Origin of the sequence: Geomonas silvestris (assembly GCF_014193515.1) — a bacterium.
Lineage (GTDB): Bacteria > Desulfobacterota > Desulfuromonadia > Geobacterales > Geobacteraceae > Geomonas > Geomonas silvestris.
The window spans coordinates 158045-176745 of record NZ_BLXX01000001.1 but is presented as its reverse complement, the minus strand read 5'-3'; the positions used below and the strand labels follow the sequence as shown (position 1 = coordinate 176745).

The window sequence follows — 18701 nt, the reverse complement described above, 5'->3', positions numbered from 1 at the left end:
GTGCGCTGAACTCTGTTAGAATATCCAGCATGCTCGGCGGCTTGAGGCAGCGCCATTATCGGTTTTACGGCACCAAGGGAGGCTTCTATGATACGTCAACCCGCAGTAGCCGGTAAGTTTTACACCGAAGACCCGGACCAGTTGCGCGAAGAGGTGAACGCCATGATTGCCCCGGGAGAGCCGACCCGGGTGCTCGGCATCGTGGTGCCGCACGCCGGGTATATCTACTCCGGCAAAGTCGCCGGCGAGGTCTACGGCGCCGTTGAGGTCCCGGAGACGGTGCTGGTGCTCGGCCCCAACCATACCGGCTTCGGCGCGCCGGTCGCGCTGGCTCCGGCAGGGGAGTGGCTCACCCCGCTGGGGCCGGTTCCCATCGACCCGAAGCTTGCCGGGCTGATCCTGAAACATGCTCCCAGGGTCCAGGAAGACCCCTCGGCGCACCGTTTCGAACACTCCCTCGAGGTGCAACTCCCCTTCCTGCAGCAGCGCAACCCACGAGTCAGCATTGCAGCGCTCTGCCTCTCGTTGAGCGATTACCCCTCGATCCAGGAACTGGGGCACGGCCTCGCCGGGGCGATCAAGGAGTACGGCGCTCCGGTCCTCATCGTGGCGAGTTCCGACATGACCCACTACGAAAACGCCCGCTCCGCCAAGGAAAAAGACGACCTGGCCCTCGCCGAGATCGCGGCGATGAACCCGGAAGGGCTCTTCAAGATCTGCCGGCAGCGCAACATCACCATGTGCGGCGTGGTGCCGGCCGCGGTCATGCTGGTGGCCGCCAAGGAGCTCGGTGCCAGCTCGTCGCGCCTGCTGCGCTACACGACCAGCGGCGAGGTGAACGGCGACCTGAATCGGGTGGTGGCCTACGCCGGAATGACGGTCGCTTGATGGAGATTATCACCACCCACGTAAACGCCGACTTCGACTGCATAGGCTCCATGGTCGCAGCGAAAAAGCTCTACCCCGAAGCCCTGTTGGTCTTCTCCGGGGCGCAGGAAAAGGGGGTCCGGGATTTCTTCCAGAAGCAGCCCGGCCCCCTTCCCGAGTTTACCCGCCTGAAAGAGATCGATTTTTCCCGCATCACCCGCCTGATCATCGTCGATTGCCAGCACTCCTCGCGCATCGCCCGCTTCGGCGAACTGGCCAAGGCGGGTGGGCTCGAGATCCACATCTACGACCACCACCCGCGCTCCACCGGGGACCTGAGTCCCGCAGGCGGCGTGGTGCGCCCCTGCGGCTCGACCACCACCATCCTGGTCGGGTTCCTCATGCAGCGCGGCATCGAGGTGACCCCTTTCGAGGCGACCCTCATGATGCTCGGCATCCACGAGGATACCGGCAACCTCACCTATCCCTCGACGACCGCGGAAGACTACGCTGCGGCGGCTTGGCTCTTGGAGCGCGGCGCCAACCTGAACGAGGTGGCCGATTCCATCGGCAAGGAGCTCACTGCCGAGCAGGTCTCGCTCCTAAACGATCTTTTAAACTCGCTGAAGACCACCTCCTACAAGGGGGTGGACATCTCCATCGCCCAGGCCTCGGTAGACCGCTACGTGGGTGAGATCGCAGGGCTTGCCCACATGATCCGCGACATGGAGAACCTGCAGGCGCTCTTTTTGGTGGTCGGCATGGGGGACCGGGTCTACGTGATCGCGCGCAGCCGGATCCCTGAGGTGAGGGTAGGGGAGATCCTGCAGGAGTTGGGGGGAGGCGGCCACGCCAGCGCGGCCTCGGCTACCGTGCGCGGCCTCACCCTGATCCAGGTGCTGGAGCGTTTGGAAACGGTGCTCAGGCAGCGCGTCGACCCGCGTCGCCTGGCTCGCGACATCATGTCCTCGCCGGTCAAGACCCTGCCGCCCACCTGCACCATCGAGCAGGCCCGGGAGCAGTTGGTGCGCTACAACGTGAGCGCCATGCCCGTGGTCTCGGGAAAGAAGGTGCGCGGCATCATCTCGCGCAAGATCGTGGAAAAGGCGCTCTACCACAACCTGGGGCAGGTGCCGGTTGCCGACTACATGCACTCGGAGTTCCTGACCGCCACCCCCGATACCCCGATCAGCGAAATCCAGGCGTACATGGTGGGGGGCGACGTGCGGCTGGTCCCGATCCTCTCTGACGCGCTCTTGGTTGGGGTGATCACCCGCACCGACCTGTTGCGTTACAGCCTGGGGGGGGAGGCGCTCTACGACCTGGCGCGGGACGCCCAGCAGGTGAAAAACCGCGAGATCGAGAGCCTGATGAACCGCAACCTCGACCCGCCCGCGGTGCGGATACTGCACGAACTGGGGCGGGTCGGGGACCGCCTGGAGCTCCCGGTGTACGCCGTGGGGGGCTTCGTGCGCGACCTGCTTTTGGGGCACGAGAATGCCGACATGGACGTCACCGTCGAGGGGGACGGCATCCTCTTCGCCGAAACATTCGCAGCCGAGCACGGCGGGCGGGTGAAGAGCCACCAGAAGTTCGGTACCGCCGTGATCGTCCTCCCCGACGGCGGCAAGATCGACGTGGCCAGCACGCGCCTTGAGTACTACGAGTCGCCGGGGGCGCTCCCGACCGTGGAGCACTCGTCGCTCAAGATGGACCTCTACCGGCGCGACTTCACGGTGAACACGCTGGCCATCCGCCTGAACTTAGCCTCCTTCGGGACGCTCATCGACTACTTCGGCGCCTACCGGGACCTGCAGGCCAAGGCGATCCGGGTGCTGCACAACCTCTCGTTCGTGGAAGATCCCACCCGGGTGTTCCGCGCCATCCGCTTCGAACAGCGTCTCAATTTCAAGATAGCGCGCCATACCGAGGACCTCATCAAGAACGCCGTCAAGATGGAGTTCCTCGAGAAGCTGGGGGGGCGCCGCCTGCTTACCGAGCTGATCCAGATCCTCAAGGAGAAGGAACCTCTCAAGGGGATCGGGCGCATGGCCTCCCTGGGCTTGCTGCGCTTCATCCATCCGGACCTGGAGCTCTCCCTCACCATGCAGGAGATGCTGGAAGACGCCCGCTACGTGGTCTCCTGGTACGACATGCTCTACCTCGAGGCGAGCTACGAGAGCTGGCCGGTCTTCTTCCTGGTCCTGTGCGACAGCCTCAATGACGAGCAGTTCCTTGCTACCTGCACCCGTCTGGCGGTGAGCGAGCACTTCAAGGAAAAGCTTGCGGTGATGCGGCGCCAGGGGAACGAACTGGTGGCGAGCCTGGAGCGCAAACTGATCCAGCAAGGGAAGCTGGACAACAGCGAGATCTACTTCTTTCTGCGCGGGCTGCCGGTCGAGGTGCTGCTCTACCAGATGGCGAAGAGCCGAAATGCCGAGCTCAGGCGCTGCATCTCGCTCTACTTCACCAAGCTGCAGGGGGTGCGCACCCTGGTCCGCGGCGACGACCTGAAAAAGCTCGGATTGGCCAAGGGGCCGCGCTACCGCGAGATTCTGGACGCGGTGTTGAGCTCCCGGCTGAACGGGTCGGTGAGCAGCCGGGAGGACGAGCTCCAGCTGGTACAGAGTCTGCTGGAAGACCTGTAGCAAAAACGCCACACCTCTCCGTGCTTTGACGTTTGTCTGTCAAATAGCTGAAAAATAGAGATATATTCGAGTCGTTTGGCGGTTGGTGAGGCGCAAAGAACACATGAGAACCCGTCGAGGCCCTCTTTTATAGTTACCTTTTATGCGGTCCCGGTTATATTTCCTGTAAATTCGGATAGATAAGGTTCTGTGGATTGTTGTTTTCTTTTTGTGGCCCCTTTCTTGCTAAAGAGGTGTGCGAAGTGCCACACCAGCAGACGAGGGGTTTTTTGCATGTACAAGCTTCAACGCAGCATCGCCATCGCGGTCACCCTGCTTCTTCTCGCTACGCCCTGCCTGGCTGCTGAGACGAGCCTCAAGTCATTCTTCGAGGACTGCCTCTATGGTGGTCTCTCCGGCGGCGTGGTCGGTGCCGTGGTGATGGCCTTCACCAAGAAGCCGAGCAAGCACTTCGATTACATCGGCTACGGTGCTGCAGGCGGGGTCCTTGTCGGCGCGAGCTACGGCGCGATCATGGCAACCCGTTCGCTGGCTGAGTACGATCATGGCAGGGTACACTTCGCCATGCCGACCATCCGTCCGGAGATCGGTGAGACGAACTCGAAGGGGCAGACCCCGATCATCGCGACGGCGGAACTGATTCGCGGTCGTTTCTAAGAAGTAGACAACCTGAGGAAACGGAAAGGGGGGGCGATTGCCCCCCTTTTTTTCGTTCGAACAATCCGAAGCAGGTTTCCAACGACGTGTGCAGTACTTATCCCGCCCCTGCGGTAGCGAACCGCTGCACCGTGGTGCCTTGTCTGCCGCACCCGATGAACCTATCTCATGAGCTTCCGGCCTTCCCGGACAGCAGTAAGGAAGGAATCTCCAACACCTTTTGCGGCCTTCCCCGCCAGCGCACCCCTCCCACTTCCCGTCATAATGAGATTCTTGCCTAAGCTGAATCCCTGGGCTACACTCTCAAATGGTGGATGCAGTTTCGGGGGGTGATTTCTTGACGCTCAATTCTCGACTTCCTGACCTTCTGGCCTATACCGACTCGATGCTCACCTGGGTCAGCGGACGCGGCCGCATCCTGATCGTGGTGCACGACAACCCCGATCCCGACTCGCTTGCCTCTGCCATGGCGCTCAGGCATCTCTTCGCGGTCCGTTTGAACAAGGAGGCGGTGATCGCCTTCTCGGGGATGATCGGCCGCAGCGAAAACCTGGCCATGGCCAAGACCCTGCAGATCCCGCTGACACCGTTTCCCATCATCGACCTCAAGATGTACCAGGTGATCTGCCTTTTGGACACCCAGCCCGGTACCGGCAACAACTCGCTGCCGCCCGGGACCCGGGTCGACATCGTCATCGACCACCACCCGATGCGCGAGACGAGTGCCTCCTGCCGCTGGGTCGATATCAGGCCCGAGTACGGCACCACGGCCACCATCCTCTACGAATACCTGAAGGTGCAGGGGGTGGCGCTGGGGACCAAGCTCGCCACCGCCATCTTCTACGCGATCAAATCGGAGACCCAGGACCTGGGACGCGAGGCGAGGCGCGCCGACCGCGACGCCTACCTCGCGCTGTTCCCGATGGCCAACAAGACCCTGTTGAACGGTATCATCCGTCCCCCCTTGCCGCGCGAGTACTTCGCGTCGCTGCACAGCGCGCTGGAGCACACCGTGCTCTACGGCAACGTGCTGGTGGCCGCCCTGAAGGGGGTGCAGTTTCCCGAACTGGTCTCCGAACTCGCCGACCTGCTGCTCAGGCTGGAGGGGGTCGAGACGGTGCTTTCCATGGGGCACTACAACTCCGAGATGATCCTCTCCATCCGGACTGCCAATGAAAGGATTAACGCCGGCGAACTGATCCGGGCGCTGGTGGTCGGGATGGGGACGGCCGGGGGGCACGGCATGATGGCTGGCGGCAAGGTGGATAACGTGGCGGAGGACGATGCAGCCATCACGCACGTTGAGCAGGAACTCACCGAACGGCTCTTGAAGGAGCTGGGCGTGGCCCTGCGCGACCCGGAACGCCTGGTGCCTTAAATCTCATGAAACCGGTTGCCAAACCTGGGGCAAAGTGCTAGTAATTGGGTATGTCCGTCTTCCTCGATAACGCTGCGACGACCTTCCCAAAACCCGAATCCGTGTACCGGGCGATGGATACAGCGATGCGGGAAGTCGGCGTGGCCCCGGGCCGGGGCGGTTACCAGCAAGGGCTAGCGGCGGCTCGCATCGTGTTCTCGGCCCGCTCCGCACTGGCAGAGTTCTTCGGTGTCACCGATTCTTCCCGCCTCATCTTCACCCACAGCGCAACGGAATCCCTCAACATCGCGGTAAACGGCCTCTTGAAGCCGGGCGATCACGTGGTCTCCAGTACCATGGAGCACAACGCCTTGGTGCGCCCGCTGCACCTGATGCGGGGCCGCGGGGTGGAGGTGACCTTCGTGCAGGGGCAGCCGGACGGCTCGGTCCGGGTGGAGGATATTGCGGCGGCGCTGCGCCCGAACACGAGGCTGGTGGCGCTGGCGCACTGCTCGAACGTGACGGGGACCCTGCAGCCCATCGGCGAGATCGGCCGTCTGGCCAGGAAATGCGGTGCCCGCTTTCTGGTGGACGCCGCGCAAAGTGCCGGTTACTTCCCAATCGACGTTGGGGAACTCGGCATCGACCTTTTCGCCGCGCCGGGGCACAAGGGGCTTTTCGCCCCTCCGGGGACCGGGATTCTCGCACTGGGGCCCGAGGTCGAACTCGACCCGCTTCTCGTGGGTGGGACCGGCAGCAAGGCGAGCAGCCCCGAGCAGCCCGAGGAGCTTCCCGACCGCTTCGAAAGCGGCACCCTGAATACCCCCGGCATCGCGGGGCTGTTGGCGGGTCTCGAGTTCGTCAAGGAGACCGGGCTTGGGCAGATCGCGGAAAAGGAACACCAGTTGGTCGAACAGGTACTGGAGGGGCTGCGCGCCCTGCCGGGAACCGTCGTCTATGGACCGGGGCCGGGGGCCCCGCGCGGCAACGCCATCTCTTTTAATCTTGCCGGTCAGGATCCGGCAACGGTCGGATTTCTGCTGGATCGCACCTATGAGATCAGTGTGCGGGTAGGCCTGCACTGCGCGCCGGACGTCCATCGCACCATCGGCAGTTATCCTGCCGGTACGGTGCGGGTCAGTCCCGGCTACTTCACCAGCGCTCAGGACATCGAGTACTTCTTGAGGGCGCTTAAAGAGATCGCCGACAAAAGGTAAACCGCAGGGCGAACGCCAGATTCGCCCCTGACCAGCGGTCATTCTGGTTGGGGCAGAAATATCATGAGAGCTGCAGAGCAGGCACGGCAGGAGGAAAAGCTGGTTTATCTAAGATGCGATAAGGTAGAGGAGGTGGACATGAAGAAAATCTACGTGCTCGACACCAATGTTCTTCTTTACGACGCCCAGGCCCTCGGCAGGTTCGAGGACAACTCCATCATCATCCCGATCACGGTGATCGAGGAGATCGACCGCTTCAAGAAGGACATGAACGAGACCGGCCGCAACGCGCGCCACGTCTCACGCATCATGGACGCCTTCCGCAAGCAGGGTTCGCTCTCCCAGGGGATCGAGCTGGAAAACGGCGGCACCCTCAGGATCGAGATCTACGAAGAGAAGGTGATGAAACGGCTGCCGCCCGAACTGCGCGAGGAGCGCGGCGACAACCGGATCCTCGCGGTGGCCGTGGACCTGATGGAGACCGAGTCGGTGCCGGTCATCCTGGTCACCAAGGACACCAACCTGCGCATCAAGGCCGATGCCCTGGGGCTTGCCGCCCAGGACTACGAGTCCGACAAGGTCTCCATCGACGATCTCTACACCGGGATCAGCGAGCTCGAAGTCGGCGCCGAGGTGATCGACCGCTTCTACAGCCAGGGGTGGCTGGAACTCGAGGCCGGGCTGCTCCCCAACCAGTACGTGACGCTGACCGAGGCCGGCAACGAGTCGCACTCGGCCATTGCCCGTTACGACGCAGGTTCCAAGCGGATCTTGCCGCTCAAGGGTGCCGGCCAGGAAGGGGTCTGGAGCCTGTTCCCCAGAAATCGCGAGCAGTCGTTCGCCCTCGACGCCCTTTTGGACGACGACATCAAGATCGTCTCGCTGGTCGGCAAGGCCGGTACCGGCAAGACGCTGCTCGCCATCGCGGCAGGGCTCCAGAAGACCGCCGAGGAGAACGTCTACAACCGGCTGCTGGTCTCCCGCCCGGTCTTCCCGATGGGGCGCGACCTTGGCTTTTTGCCGGGGGACCTGGAAGAGAAGCTCACCCCCTGGATGCAGCCGATCTTCGACAACGTCGAGCTCCTCTTGACCGGCCACGAAGGGGAGAAGCGGCACAGCAAGGGGTATAAGGAGCTCATGGCGATGGGGATCCTGGAGATCGAGCCGCTCACCTACATCAGGGGGCGCTCCATCCCGAACCAGTACCTCATCGTGGACGAGGCCCAGAACCTGACCCCGCACGAGATCAAGACCATCGTGACCCGGGCGGGGGAGGGGACCAAGATCGTGCTCACCGGCGACCCGTACCAGATCGACAACCCGTACGTCGACGCCGAGAGTAACGGCCTCACTTACCTGGTGGAGCGCCTTAAGGAGCAGAGCATCTCCGGGCATATCACCATGATGAAGGGCGAGCGCTCCGAACTTGCGGAGCTGGCGGCGAATTTGCTGTAACTTCGGAATCCGTTCTACGTTCTACGTTCTATGTTTCTACGCTGTCGGCTGAACCTTTGGCGACGCGGATCGTAACGAACGTAGAACCTAGAACGTAGAACATAGAACTGTTTTAGCTTTTTTTCCTGGAGGTTAAAGGGCACTGCGGCTTGTGCCCTTTCTATTTTTTATGCTGCTTCTTGCCCTCGAATCTTCCTGTGACGAGACCTCGGCTGCCGTCGTCAGGGACGGCCGCACGGTCCTCTCCAACGTCATCGCCTCGCAGATCGACGTGCACGCCGAGTACGGCGGCGTGGTCCCGGAGATCGCCTCGCGCCAGCACCTGGAGGCCGTTTCCCTGGTCGTGGAGCAGGCGCTACGCGATGCCGGCGTCTCTCTTTTAGAACTGGAGGGGATCGCGGTTACCCAGGGGCCGGGGCTTGCCGGTGCGCTGCTGGTAGGGATCTCGGTAGCCAAGGGGCTTGCCTTGGGACGCCGCATCCCGCTGGTCGGCGTGAACCACATCGAGGGGCACCTCCTTGCGGTGTTCCTGGAGACGCCGGTAGCGTTCCCCTTCATCGCGCTGGCGGTCTCCGGCGGACACTCGCACCTCTACCGGGTGGACGGGATCGGCCGCTACACGACGCTCGGCCAGACGGTGGACGACGCGGCCGGCGAGGCCTTCGACAAGGTGGCCAAACTGATCGGGCTTCCCTATCCGGGCGGCGTCGCCATCGATCGCCTGGCCGCAGCCGGGAACCCGCAGGCGATCAAGTTCCCCCGCCCGCTCATAAACGACGGCAGCTTCAACTTCAGCTTCTCGGGACTGAAAACCGCGGTGCTCACCTACCTGGGGAAGCATCCGGAAGCTGCGACCTCCGGCTTGAACGACCTGGCAGCCTCCTTCCAGGCTGCGGTCTGCGACGTCCTGACCCGAAAGACTGCGGCCGCGGTGGCGGCAACCGGGATCAAACGGGTGGTGGTCGCGGGCGGGGTCGCCTGCAACAGCGGCCTGCGCCGCTCGATGGCCGCCTTCGCGGACCAGCAGGGTGTCGAACTCGCCATGCCTTCGCCGCTTCTCTGCTCCGACAACGCAGCGATGATCGCCGTTCCCGGCGACTACTACCTTGCCCGGGGCTACCGCAGCGGCTTCGATCTCGATGCCCTGCCGGTCTGGCCCCTGGACCGCCTTTCCCAACGACTCATGGAGGCCCCGTAAATGGAGAAGATCCGCGCCAAAAAGGCCTTCGGCCAGAACTTTCTGGTGGACGACAGCGTGCTCACCCGCATCGTCGACTGCGTCGAGCCGACTGCCGAGGACGCCATCCTCGAGGTCGGTCCCGGACGCGGCGCCCTGACCCGGCACCTGGTGGCGAGCGGCGCACGTTTCCTCGCCGTCGAGTGGGACCGCGACCTTTTGCCGCTGCTCGACGCCGAGTTCGGCACCCTCCCTGGCGTGGAGATCGGGCACGGCGACATCCTCAGGGTCGATCTGCGCCAGATCCTAAGCCGCGCCCCGGAAAAGAAGTGGAAGGTGGCGGCCAACCTTCCCTACAACATCTCCTCGCAGGTCCTCTTCAAGTTCCTCGAGTGCAGCGACCGCTTCGAGAGGCTGGTGCTCATGCTGCAAAAAGAGGTGGGTGACCGCCTGGTGGCCCCCCCAAATTGCAAGGACTACGGCGCGCTCACCGTGCTTTTGCGGCTGCACTTCGACATCTGCCGCGAGTTCCTGGTGAAGCCGGGCTGCTTCCGTCCGGTCCCCAAGGTGGACTCCTGCGTGCTGCGCTTCACCCCGCTTGCCGCGCCGCGGGTCGAGGTGGGGGACGAAGAGCTCTTCAGGCGCATCGTGAAAGGCTCCTTCAACCAGCGCCGCAAGACCCTGCTCAACTCTCTGCGCGGCGCGGGGCTCGAGGTGGGCGACGAAGAAGTCCAAAGCGCCCTGGTCGCCTGCCATATCGACCCGAAGCGGCGCGGCGAAACGCTCTCGCTCGATGAGTTCGCTGCGCTCAGCCGCAGTCTCGCTGCCGGGAAAAATCTGGCATAACCCCCTCTTTTTGTGTTATAGAAAAATGCTTAACTTTTCCGGGAAGAAGCCGCGCCCTGGCGCACCGGGCTGACACCGTGAGGAGTACGTACATTTCGCACCCGCGGAGGTAGTTTCGGTATGAAAATCTGTGTTATCGGTTCCGGTTACGTCGGTCTTGTGGCTGGCACGTGCTTTGCCGAAAGCGGCAACAATGTCATCTGTGTCGACGTCGACCAGGAGAAGATCGAAGGACTCAAGCGGGGTGTCATTCCCATCTACGAGCCGGGACTCAAGGAGCTCGTGCTGCGCAACTGCGAGGAGGGGAGGCTTTCCTTCACCACGGACCTGGATGCTGCCGTCAAGGAGTCGCTGGTGAACTTCATCGCGGTGGGAACGCCGCCGGGGGCCGACGGTTCCGCCGACCTGCAGTACGTGCTCAACGTGGCGCGCTCCATCGGCCAGGCCATGGACGGCTTCAAGATCATCGTGGACAAGTCTACCGTGCCGGTCGGGACCGCTGACAAGGTGCGCATCGCCGTGGCCGAAGAACTCGCCAAGCGCGGGGTGGACATCGAGTTCGACGTGGTCTCCAACCCGGAGTTCCTGAAGGAAGGGGCGGCCATCGATGACTTCATGAAACCGGACCGCGTGGTTATCGGGACCGACAACGTGCGCACCGCCGAGATCATGAAGGAGCTCTACTCCGCCTTCATGCGCAAGTCCAACCGCCTGATCACCATGGATATCCGCAGCGCCGAGATGACCAAGTACGCGGCCAACGCGATGCTGGCAACCAAGATCACCTTCATGAACCAGATCGCCAACCTCTGCGACCTGATGGGGGCCGACGTCATGGCGGTCCGGGAAGGGATCGGCTCTGACTCGCGCATCGGCTACGACTTCCTGTTCCCGGGCGTCGGGTACGGCGGGTCCTGCTTCCCCAAAGACGTGAAGGCTCTGGCGAAGACCGCCGAGGAGTGCGATTACGACTTCATCCTCCTCAAGGCGGTAGAAGAGGCCAACACCAGGCAAAAGCGCGTGCTCTCCGACAAGATAGCGGCGCGCCTGGGGAACGGCGAGGCCAAGCCTTTGGCCGGCAAGACCATCGCCATCTGGGGTCTTTCCTTCAAGCCGCGCACCGACGACATGCGCGACGCCCCCTCGGTCACCATCATCAACGCGCTCCTCGAACTGGGCGCCCAGGTGCGCGCGCACGATCCGGAGGCGATCAAGGAAGCCAAGAAGGTATTCGGCGAGCGCATCAGCTACAGCCACAACCAGTACGAGATCCTCCCCGGCGCGGACGCCCTGGTGATCATCACCGAGTGGAACGAGTACCGCAACCCGGACTTCGACCGTATCAAGTCGCTGCTGGTCAATCCGCTCATCTTCGACGGCCGGAACCTGTATCAGCCCAACCGGCTGAGACTCGAAGGGTTCGAGTACCTGCCGATCGGCAGGAACGGCAAAGGGGCCTGCTGCGAGTAAAAATCCAGTTCTGGGTTCTCTGTTCCACGTTCTACGTCTCGCTGACCGGCCTAAGGGCCGTGAGTGAACGCGGACGTTGTTGGTGAGGGGACGACTGGACGTACTGCAGGAAACTCAGAGCCTGGAACCTGCAACGTAGAACGTAGAACATGTTTTTTGGGGGGATGTCATGCGTATGCTCGTAACCGGCGGCGCCGGTTTCATTGGATCACATCTTTGCGAGAGGCTGGTGAACGAAGGGCACGACGTCTTGTGCCTCGATAACTTCTTCACCGGAAGCAAGCGCAACATCGCCGGGCTCTTGGACAACCCGCGCTTCGAGCTGATCCGGCACGACGTGACCACGCCGGTCCTGCTCGAGGTGGACCGGATCTTCAACCTGGCCTGCCCGGCCTCGCCGATCCACTACCAGTACAACCCGGTGAAGACCACCAAGACCAGCGTCATGGGTGCCATCAACATGCTGGGACTTGCCAAGAGGGTGAAGGCGAGGATCCTGCAGGCCTCCACCTCCGAGGTCTACGGCGATCCCCAGGTACACCCCCAGAACGAATCGTACTGGGGCAACGTGAACACCCTGGGACCGCGCAGCTGCTACGACGAAGGCAAACGCGTCGCCGAGACGCTCATGATGGACTACCACCGCCAGAACAACGTCGACGTCCGGATCATCAGGATCTTCAACACCTACGGCCCGCGCATGGCGGAAAACGACGGCCGCGTGGTCTCCAACTTCATCCTGCAGGCCTTGCGGGGGGAGGATATCACCGTCTACGGCAAGGGAGAGCAGACCCGCTCCTTCTGCTTCGTCTCGGACCTGGTGGAAGGGATGCTGCGCATGATGGAGTGCCCCGACTTCACCGGCCCGGTCAACCTGGGCAACCCCTGCGAGACCACCATCCTGGAGTTCGCCGAGAAGATCATCGCCCTCACCGGCTCGCGTTCGCGCATCGTGTTCCGGCCGCTCCCCGCCGACGACCCGAAACAGCGCCGTCCCGACATCACGCTCGCCAAGAAGATGCTGGATTGGGAGCCGACGGTTAACGTCGACGAAGGGCTCAAGCAGACCATCGAGTATTTCTCCTCCGTCCTCTCCGCGGGGTAGGCATGCAAAAACGGTTTTACCTGACCCCTGCGGCGGTCATCATCTTCATCCTGTACTTCACCGTCTTCGGCGACCGCGGGCTCTTGCGCATCAACCACCTGCACCGGGACCGCGACGAGATCCAGCAGAAGCTGCAGGAGCTGAAGACGGAGAACGAGCGGCTCAGGCGCGAGATCACCGCGCTTCAGTCGGACCGCCGGTACCTGGAGAGCATCGCGCGCCGGGACTTCGGCCTGGTGCGCGGCAACGAGGTGATCTACCAGTTCCCGCCCCAGGAGAAGGGGAACCGGTCAGGACAGGCCGATAAGAAGAGCCCCCAGGCCGCGGCGCCGCCCAAGGCGTCCCAGCCGCCCGGCAAACCGGGGCAACCGTAATCTACCATTTCACACCAGGGGGGCGTTTTTCGGCGCCCCTCGTCACATCACTTGAGGTATCCATATGACCGCTTCCGTTGGCAGGCAGCACTGCGTGGTATGCGCCTGGCGCGAGCACTGCGCCAAGAAGTTCTCGGTAGTCGACGGCGGAGCCCGCTGCCCGGATTTCACAAGAGACGTCACCATCAAGGACGTGCCGGAAACGGAAGCTGAAAAGGATAAGGGAGGAAAGCTATGAAGGAGCAGCTGCGCGCATGCATCCTTAAGGGAATCGAGGGGTGTTTCGCCGACGGCACGCTCAGCTCGGGTGTGGTTCCGGCCATCGCCATCGAGAAGCCGGCGCACTCCGAACACGGGGACTTCGCCAGCAACGTGGCGATGCAGATGGCCAAACAGGAGCGCAAGGCCCCCCGCGCCATCGCCGAGATCATCGTGAACAAGCTCTCCGGGGCTTCCGAGCTCATCGAGAAGCTGGAAGTGGCCGGCCCGGGGTTCATCAACTTCTTCATCGAGGACGGCGCCTGGAGAAAGACCCTCACCCAGATAGCCCATGAGGGTGCCGAGTTCGGCAAGAGCACGGTCGGAGCCGGCAAGAAGGTGCAGGTTGAGTTCGTCAGCGCGAACCCGACCGGCCCGCTGCACATCGGCCACGGGCGCGGTGCGGCGACCGGCGATGCCGTCGCCTCGCTCTTGAAGGCCGCCGGCTTCGACGTGCAGAAGGAGTACTACATAAACGACGCCGGCAACCAGATGAACACCCTGGGGCTCTCCGGTCTGTTGCGCTACCGGGAACTCCTGGGCGAAAAGATCGAGTTTCCCGAGAACTGCTACCAGGGGGACTACATCAAAGACATCGCCCGCGACGCCATCGCCAAGGTAGGCGACCGCTTCCTGAACGCCCCGCAGGAAGAGGGCGTGGCCTACTTCGCGAAGCTCGGGGGCGACCAGATCCTGCACGGCATCGACCTCGACCTCAAGGACTTCGGCGTGGTGCTCGATCACTGGTTCTCCGAGCAGTCGCTCTTCGACGACGGCAAGGTCACCTCGGCGATCAAGGAGATGCAGGAGAAGGGGCTCATCTACGAGCAGGAGGGCGCCCTCTGGTTCCGTACCACCGATTACGGTGACGACAAGGACCGCGTCGTGGTGCGCAGCAACGGGGTCACCACCTACTTCGCCTCCGACATCGCCTACCACCGCGACAAGTTCGAGCGCGGCTTCGACTGGGTCATCGACGTCTGGGGCGCCGACCACCACGGCTACGTGCCGCGCCTTAAGGGTGTGGTCCAGGGGCTGGGGAGAAAGGCCGACGACCTGGGCATCATCCTGGTGCAGCTCGTTTCGCTCTTGCGCGACGGGGTTCCGGTCGCCATGTCGACCAGAAGCGGCGAGTTCGTGACCTTGAAGGAGGTCGTTGACGAGGTGGGTCGCGACGCGGCGCGCTTCTTCTTCCTGATGCGCCGCTCGGACAGCCAGCTCGATTTCGACCTGGAGCTTGCCAAAAGGCAGAGCGCCGACAACCCGGTGTACTACGTGCAGTACGCGCACGCAAGGATCAGGAGCATCTTCGAGACCGCCCGGGAGCGCGGCCTGGCCCCCGATTTCAGCGCGCTCAAGCTGGAGCTTCTGGAGAGTGCCGACGACCTCGCCCTCATCAAGAAGCTTTCCGTCTACCCGGAGATCCTGGAGGGGGCCGCGGTCAACTTCGAACCGCACCGCATCACCTATTACCTGCAGGAGCTGGCCGGCGAGTTCCACAGCTTCTACAACAAGAGCCGGGTGATCATCCCGGAGGAGCCGCAGCTGAGCCAGGCCCGTCTGTTCCTGCTCGACTGCGTGGCCACCGTCCTGAAAAACGCCCTTACCGTTCTCGGTATTTCGGCACCGGAGCGGATGTAGGATCGGGAGTGCGTGAACGTGCGTGACTACAGCGAAAAAAGGGGAGGGCGGGAACAGGTCACCATCGAGCGGCGCCCGGTGGCGAAGAACCGCCCGCGGCGCGAATCGGGACCCCTGATCTTCCTGAAGTGGTTTGTCGCCTTCGCGGCGGTTTTCGGGACCGGTTTCGGTGCCGGGTGGTACGTGAAGGGGCTCAGAAAATCGCCGCAGGTGGTGCTGGTCCCCGCGGTGAAGAAGGAGGCTCCGCCGGCTCCGGCTGCCGAGGCGACGGCTCCCCAGCCCGAAGTGCCGCTTACCTTCTACAAGACGCTGCCGGCTGGCGGCAAAGGTGCCATAGGGACCGGCCTCAACCTGAAAAAGGCCGAGCCGGTGTCCCCGCCCCACGAGGCCGCACCGGCCGCTTCGGTTGTACCGGCTGCGCCTGCAGCCGTTCCGGCGCCGGCGACCGCGTCCCCTGCCGCGGCTGAGGAAAAGGGTGACGGCACCCGCTACGTGGTCCAGCTCGCCTCCTACCGCGACAAGCAGGAGGCCCTCTCGGCCCAGGGTAAGCTTACCGAGAAGGGGACGGCGGCCTACCTCTTGGAATCGCGGCTCCCCGACAAGGGTACCTGGTACCGCCTGCGGGTCGGCCACAAGCTCACCAGGGCCGAGGCACTGGAGATGGCCGCCAAGTTCGGCAAGGGCGCCGCGGTGCTGCCAGACTAGCGTTTTTTCACCGGTTTGCACTGACTTTTGCCCTCGGGATGCTACAGTTGTCCCTGACGGAGGGGCTGATGGAAAAACGGAAGAAACTAGGCGAGATCTTTGTCGAAAACGGCACCTTGTCCGAGAAGACGGTGGCCCGGATGTTGAAGGTTTCCCAGCGCCTCGGCAAGCGTTTCGGGACCCTTGTGGAAGAACTCGAACTGGTGACCGGAGAGGAGCTGGCTGCCGCGCTCGCTACCCAGTATGGCTGCCGCGTGGCCAGCAACTTCGCCGGGTTCGCCTTCGCCCCGGAGCTCCTCTCGGTGATCTCGGTCGACGTGGCGATGCAGAATCACATCTTCCCGCTCAAGCTCGATAACAAGCGCCTCGCCCTGGCCATGGCCGATCCCACCGAGTCGCGGATCGTGAAGAACATCGCGGCGAACCACGGGCTGACCATCGTCCCCTTCATCGCCACCCGCAACGAGATCTACGCCGCCATCTGCAAGAACTACCTGCAGAAGGACGTCTCGAAGAGTACCACCACCACGGTGCTGGTGGTCGAGGACGACAAACTGATCGGAACCATGTTCGGCGACTTCCTAAGCCGCCAGGGGTACCGGGTGGTCTTCGCCTCGGACGGGCTCGAGGCGTACAAGGCGGTCCTGACCGAACGCCCCCAGGTGGTGATCACCGACCTCTACATGCCCAAGCTGGACGGTTACGGGCTCTTCGAGGCGCTGCGCAGCGTCCCCGAGTTGAAGGCGATCCCGGTGATCCTCATCTCGAGTTCGGTGCACCCCGAGGACGAGGTGCGCGCCTTCGAGCGCGGCTTCTTCGACTTCATCGTGAAGCCGGTGAAGGAGGGGACCCTGATCACCCGGGTAAAGCGCGCCCTGCAGTTTTACGAGAGGAAGTACCAGCTAAGCTAGCTTTGGACCGCAAAAAGCGAATGAATACACGAAGTACCTACCCTCCAGGCAAGATTGTGCTGGAGGTATTTGTTTAAAGGGGGTAAAAAGGGTGAGCTCCATTCAGACCGTCAAATGTCCGCACTGCCGGAAGGAAGCACCGCTGGCCGGGAACCCGTTTCGGCCCTTCTGCTCGGAGCGCTGCAAGATGATAGACCTGGGGACCTGGGCCAGCGAAGGGTACCGGATCCCCGGCGAGAAGGTGCCGCAGCGCGACGACGAGGAGTCCGGCGAGGAGTAGGGGGCGCAGACCGGCTGCCCCAAAGCCGACAGTTAGCTATCGAGCCGGAGCCCACGACACGGGGGCGCTGCACGCGTCTTTCTCGGGAGGGGACCTGGCTTTGAGAAATGAATACTGCACCAACTTCAAAGGAGTCGCTCATGTCTAATGTACGACTGCGTTTCGCGCCGAGCCCCACCGGTTACCTCCACGTGGGCGGGGCGCGCACCGCACTGTTCAACTGGCTTTTGGCCCGCAAGCTCAAGGGCACCTTCGTGCTGCGCATCGAGGATACCGACGTCCAGCGCTCCACCCAGGAATCGGTTGACGCCATCCTGCAGGGGATGACCTGGCTCGGGCTCAACTGGGACGAGGGTCCCTTCTATCAGACCGACTACTTCCCGCTCTACAAGGAGAAGGTGCAGGAACTGCTCGCCCAAGGGAAGGCGTACAAGTGCTACTGTTCCGCAGAGGAGTTGGAGGCCAAGCGCGAGAAGGCGATGCAGGAGGGTGGCAAGCCGAAGTACGACGGCACCTGCCGCGACCTGCCGCCCCAAGAGAACGACGGGCGCCCCTACGTGGTGCGCTTCCGCACCCCGCTTGAGGGGACGACCCTCTGGAACGACGCCATCAAGGGGAAGATCTCCTTCGAGAACAACGAATTGGACGACCTGATCATCCAGCGAACCGACGGCACCCCGACCTACAACTTCGTGGTGGTGATCGACGACATCAACATGAAAATGACCATGGTGATCCGCGGCGACGACCACGTGAACAACACCCCGCGCCAGATACTGCTCTACGAGGCGTTCGGGGCGCCGATCCCGACCTTTGCCCACGTCCCGATGATCCTCGGCTCGGACAAGGCCCGGCTTTCCAAGCGGCACGGCGCGACGAGCGTCATGGCCTACCGCGACATGGGGTACCTCCCGGAGGCGCTCGTCAACTACCTGGTGCGCCTGGGGTGGAGTCACGGCGACGACGAGATCTTCTCCATCGACGAGCTGATCGAGAAGTTTTCCATCGAGAACGTGGGGCGCTCGCCCAGCGTCTTCAACACCGAGAAGCTGCTCTGGCTGAACGCCCACTACATAAAGACCGGCGACCCGGTGCGCCTGGCCGAGCTGGTGACCCCGTTCCTCAAGGAGCGCGGGGTGGATCCGGCCGGCGGGCCGGACCTGGTCCCCGTGGTGAAGACCCTGCAGGAGCGCGCCAAGACCATGCTCGAACTGGCCGACGGCGCCGTCTTCTACTACCAGGACGGCTTCGCCTACGACGAGAAGGGTGCCGCCAAGAACTTCACCCCGGAGACCCCGGCACTTCTGGAGGCCCTGATTGCGAAGCTCGAGGCGCTCCCTGCCTTGACCATGGACTCGGTGGAAGCGGTGTTCAAGGAGATCTGCGAGGAGAAGGGGATCAAGCTGGGCGGGATCGGCCCCGCGGTGCGCCTGGCTCTCTCAGGCACCACGGCGTCTCCCGGGATCTTCGACATGATCGTGGTCTTCGGGCTGGCTGAAACGAAGAAAAGGCTCGCGCGCGCCATCGCCACCATCAGGGGATAGGTTGCAGCTGAAAAAACTGCTGAACGAGAAAGCCCGCTCCGGATCGAAACCGGGGCGGGCTTTTTTTGAGCTCCATTAAGGAGTTCCGGGAAAGAGTCCCCCCTCCCTTGACGGGAGGGGCCGGGGGGGAGCTGCCCTCGGCCATGCTATGGCACCTTCCCCCTCACCCTGTTGCTCTCCCGCAAGGGG

The 18701-nt window shown here is 63.0% G+C and carries 17 protein-coding genes; all 17 read left to right on the top strand.

Annotated elements, in window-relative coordinates; translation table 11 throughout:
• Positions 1–87: 87 nt before the first annotated feature.
• The 17 genes from amrB (at position 88) to gltX (ending at position 18512) form a co-directional block, all read left to right on the top strand.
• Positions 88–888 (top strand): AmmeMemoRadiSam system protein B, encoded by an 801-nt coding sequence (gene amrB / locus GMST_RS00720; protein ID WP_183352685.1) that lies wholly within the window; start codon positions 88–90, stop codon positions 886–888.
• The gene (locus tag GMST_RS00715; RefSeq protein WP_183352684.1) at positions 888–3515 is read left to right on the top strand and encodes an A-adding tRNA nucleotidyltransferase; all 2628 of its coding nucleotides are present in this window, start codon (positions 888–890) and stop codon (positions 3513–3515) included. The genes amrB and GMST_RS00715 overlap by 1 nt, the downstream gene beginning before the upstream one ends.
• Before the next feature lie 273 nt (positions 3516–3788).
• Positions 3789–4172 (top strand): hypothetical protein, encoded by a 384-nt coding sequence (locus tag GMST_RS00710; RefSeq protein WP_183352683.1) that lies wholly within the window; start codon positions 3789–3791, stop codon positions 4170–4172.
• 337 nt (positions 4173–4509) lie between these two features.
• Positions 4510–5550, top strand: a complete 1041-nt coding sequence (locus GMST_RS00705) for a DHH family phosphoesterase (protein ID WP_246399132.1) — start codon at positions 4510–4512, stop codon at positions 5548–5550.
• 50 nt (positions 5551–5600) lie between these two features.
• Positions 5601–6746 (top strand): aminotransferase class V-fold PLP-dependent enzyme, encoded by a 1146-nt coding sequence (locus GMST_RS00700; protein WP_183352681.1) that lies wholly within the window; start codon positions 5601–5603, stop codon positions 6744–6746.
• A 138-nt stretch (positions 6747–6884) separates the two neighbouring features.
• Positions 6885–8201 (top strand): PhoH family protein, encoded by a 1317-nt coding sequence (locus GMST_RS00695; RefSeq protein WP_183352680.1) that lies wholly within the window; start codon positions 6885–6887, stop codon positions 8199–8201.
• A 169-nt stretch (positions 8202–8370) separates the two neighbouring features.
• Entirely contained in the window at positions 8371–9399 is a 1029-nt protein-coding gene (gene tsaD / locus GMST_RS00690) for a tRNA (adenosine(37)-N6)-threonylcarbamoyltransferase complex transferase subunit TsaD (protein ID WP_183352679.1), read from the top strand.
• The gene (gene rsmA / locus GMST_RS00685; protein WP_183352678.1) at positions 9400–10224 is read left to right on the top strand and encodes a 16S rRNA (adenine(1518)-N(6)/adenine(1519)-N(6))-dimethyltransferase RsmA; all 825 of its coding nucleotides are present in this window, start codon (positions 9400–9402) and stop codon (positions 10222–10224) included.
• Between the two features lie 120 nt (positions 10225–10344).
• Complete coding sequence (locus tag GMST_RS00680) at positions 10345–11694, top strand: UDP-glucose dehydrogenase family protein (protein WP_183352677.1); 1350 nt, start codon at positions 10345–10347, stop codon at positions 11692–11694.
• Positions 11695–11863: 169 nt separating this feature from the next.
• Entirely contained in the window at positions 11864–12799 is a 936-nt protein-coding gene (locus GMST_RS00675) for a UDP-glucuronic acid decarboxylase family protein (RefSeq protein WP_183352676.1), read from the top strand.
• A gap of 2 nt (positions 12800–12801) precedes the next feature.
• On the top strand, positions 12802–13173 hold the full coding sequence (locus GMST_RS00670) for an FtsB family cell division protein (protein ID WP_183352675.1): 372 nt from the start codon (positions 12802–12804) through the stop codon (positions 13171–13173).
• Positions 13174–13237: 64 nt separating this feature from the next.
• The gene (locus tag GMST_RS00665) at positions 13238–13411 is read left to right on the top strand and encodes a hypothetical protein (protein ID WP_183352674.1); all 174 of its coding nucleotides are present in this window, start codon (positions 13238–13240) and stop codon (positions 13409–13411) included.
• The gene (gene argS / locus GMST_RS00660; protein ID WP_183352673.1) at positions 13408–15072 is read left to right on the top strand and encodes an arginine--tRNA ligase; all 1665 of its coding nucleotides are present in this window, start codon (positions 13408–13410) and stop codon (positions 15070–15072) included. The genes GMST_RS00665 and argS overlap by 4 nt, the downstream gene beginning before the upstream one ends.
• A 12-nt stretch (positions 15073–15084) precedes the next feature.
• Positions 15085–15777, top strand: coding sequence for an SPOR domain-containing protein (locus GMST_RS00655; protein WP_246399130.1), 693 nt, complete (start codon positions 15085–15087; stop codon positions 15775–15777).
• A gap of 68 nt (positions 15778–15845) precedes the next feature.
• Complete coding sequence (locus tag GMST_RS00650; RefSeq protein ID WP_183352672.1) at positions 15846–16688, top strand: response regulator; 843 nt, start codon at positions 15846–15848, stop codon at positions 16686–16688.
• A gap of 91 nt (positions 16689–16779) precedes the next feature.
• Entirely contained in the window at positions 16780–16968 is a 189-nt protein-coding gene (locus tag GMST_RS00645; protein ID WP_183352671.1) for a DNA gyrase inhibitor YacG, read from the top strand.
• Positions 16969–17108: 140 nt separating this feature from the next.
• A complete protein-coding gene (gene gltX / locus GMST_RS00640; RefSeq protein WP_183352670.1) occupies positions 17109–18512 on the top strand; it encodes a glutamate--tRNA ligase in 1404 nt (467 codons plus the stop codon).
• The last annotated feature ends 189 nt before the right edge of the window (positions 18513–18701 follow it).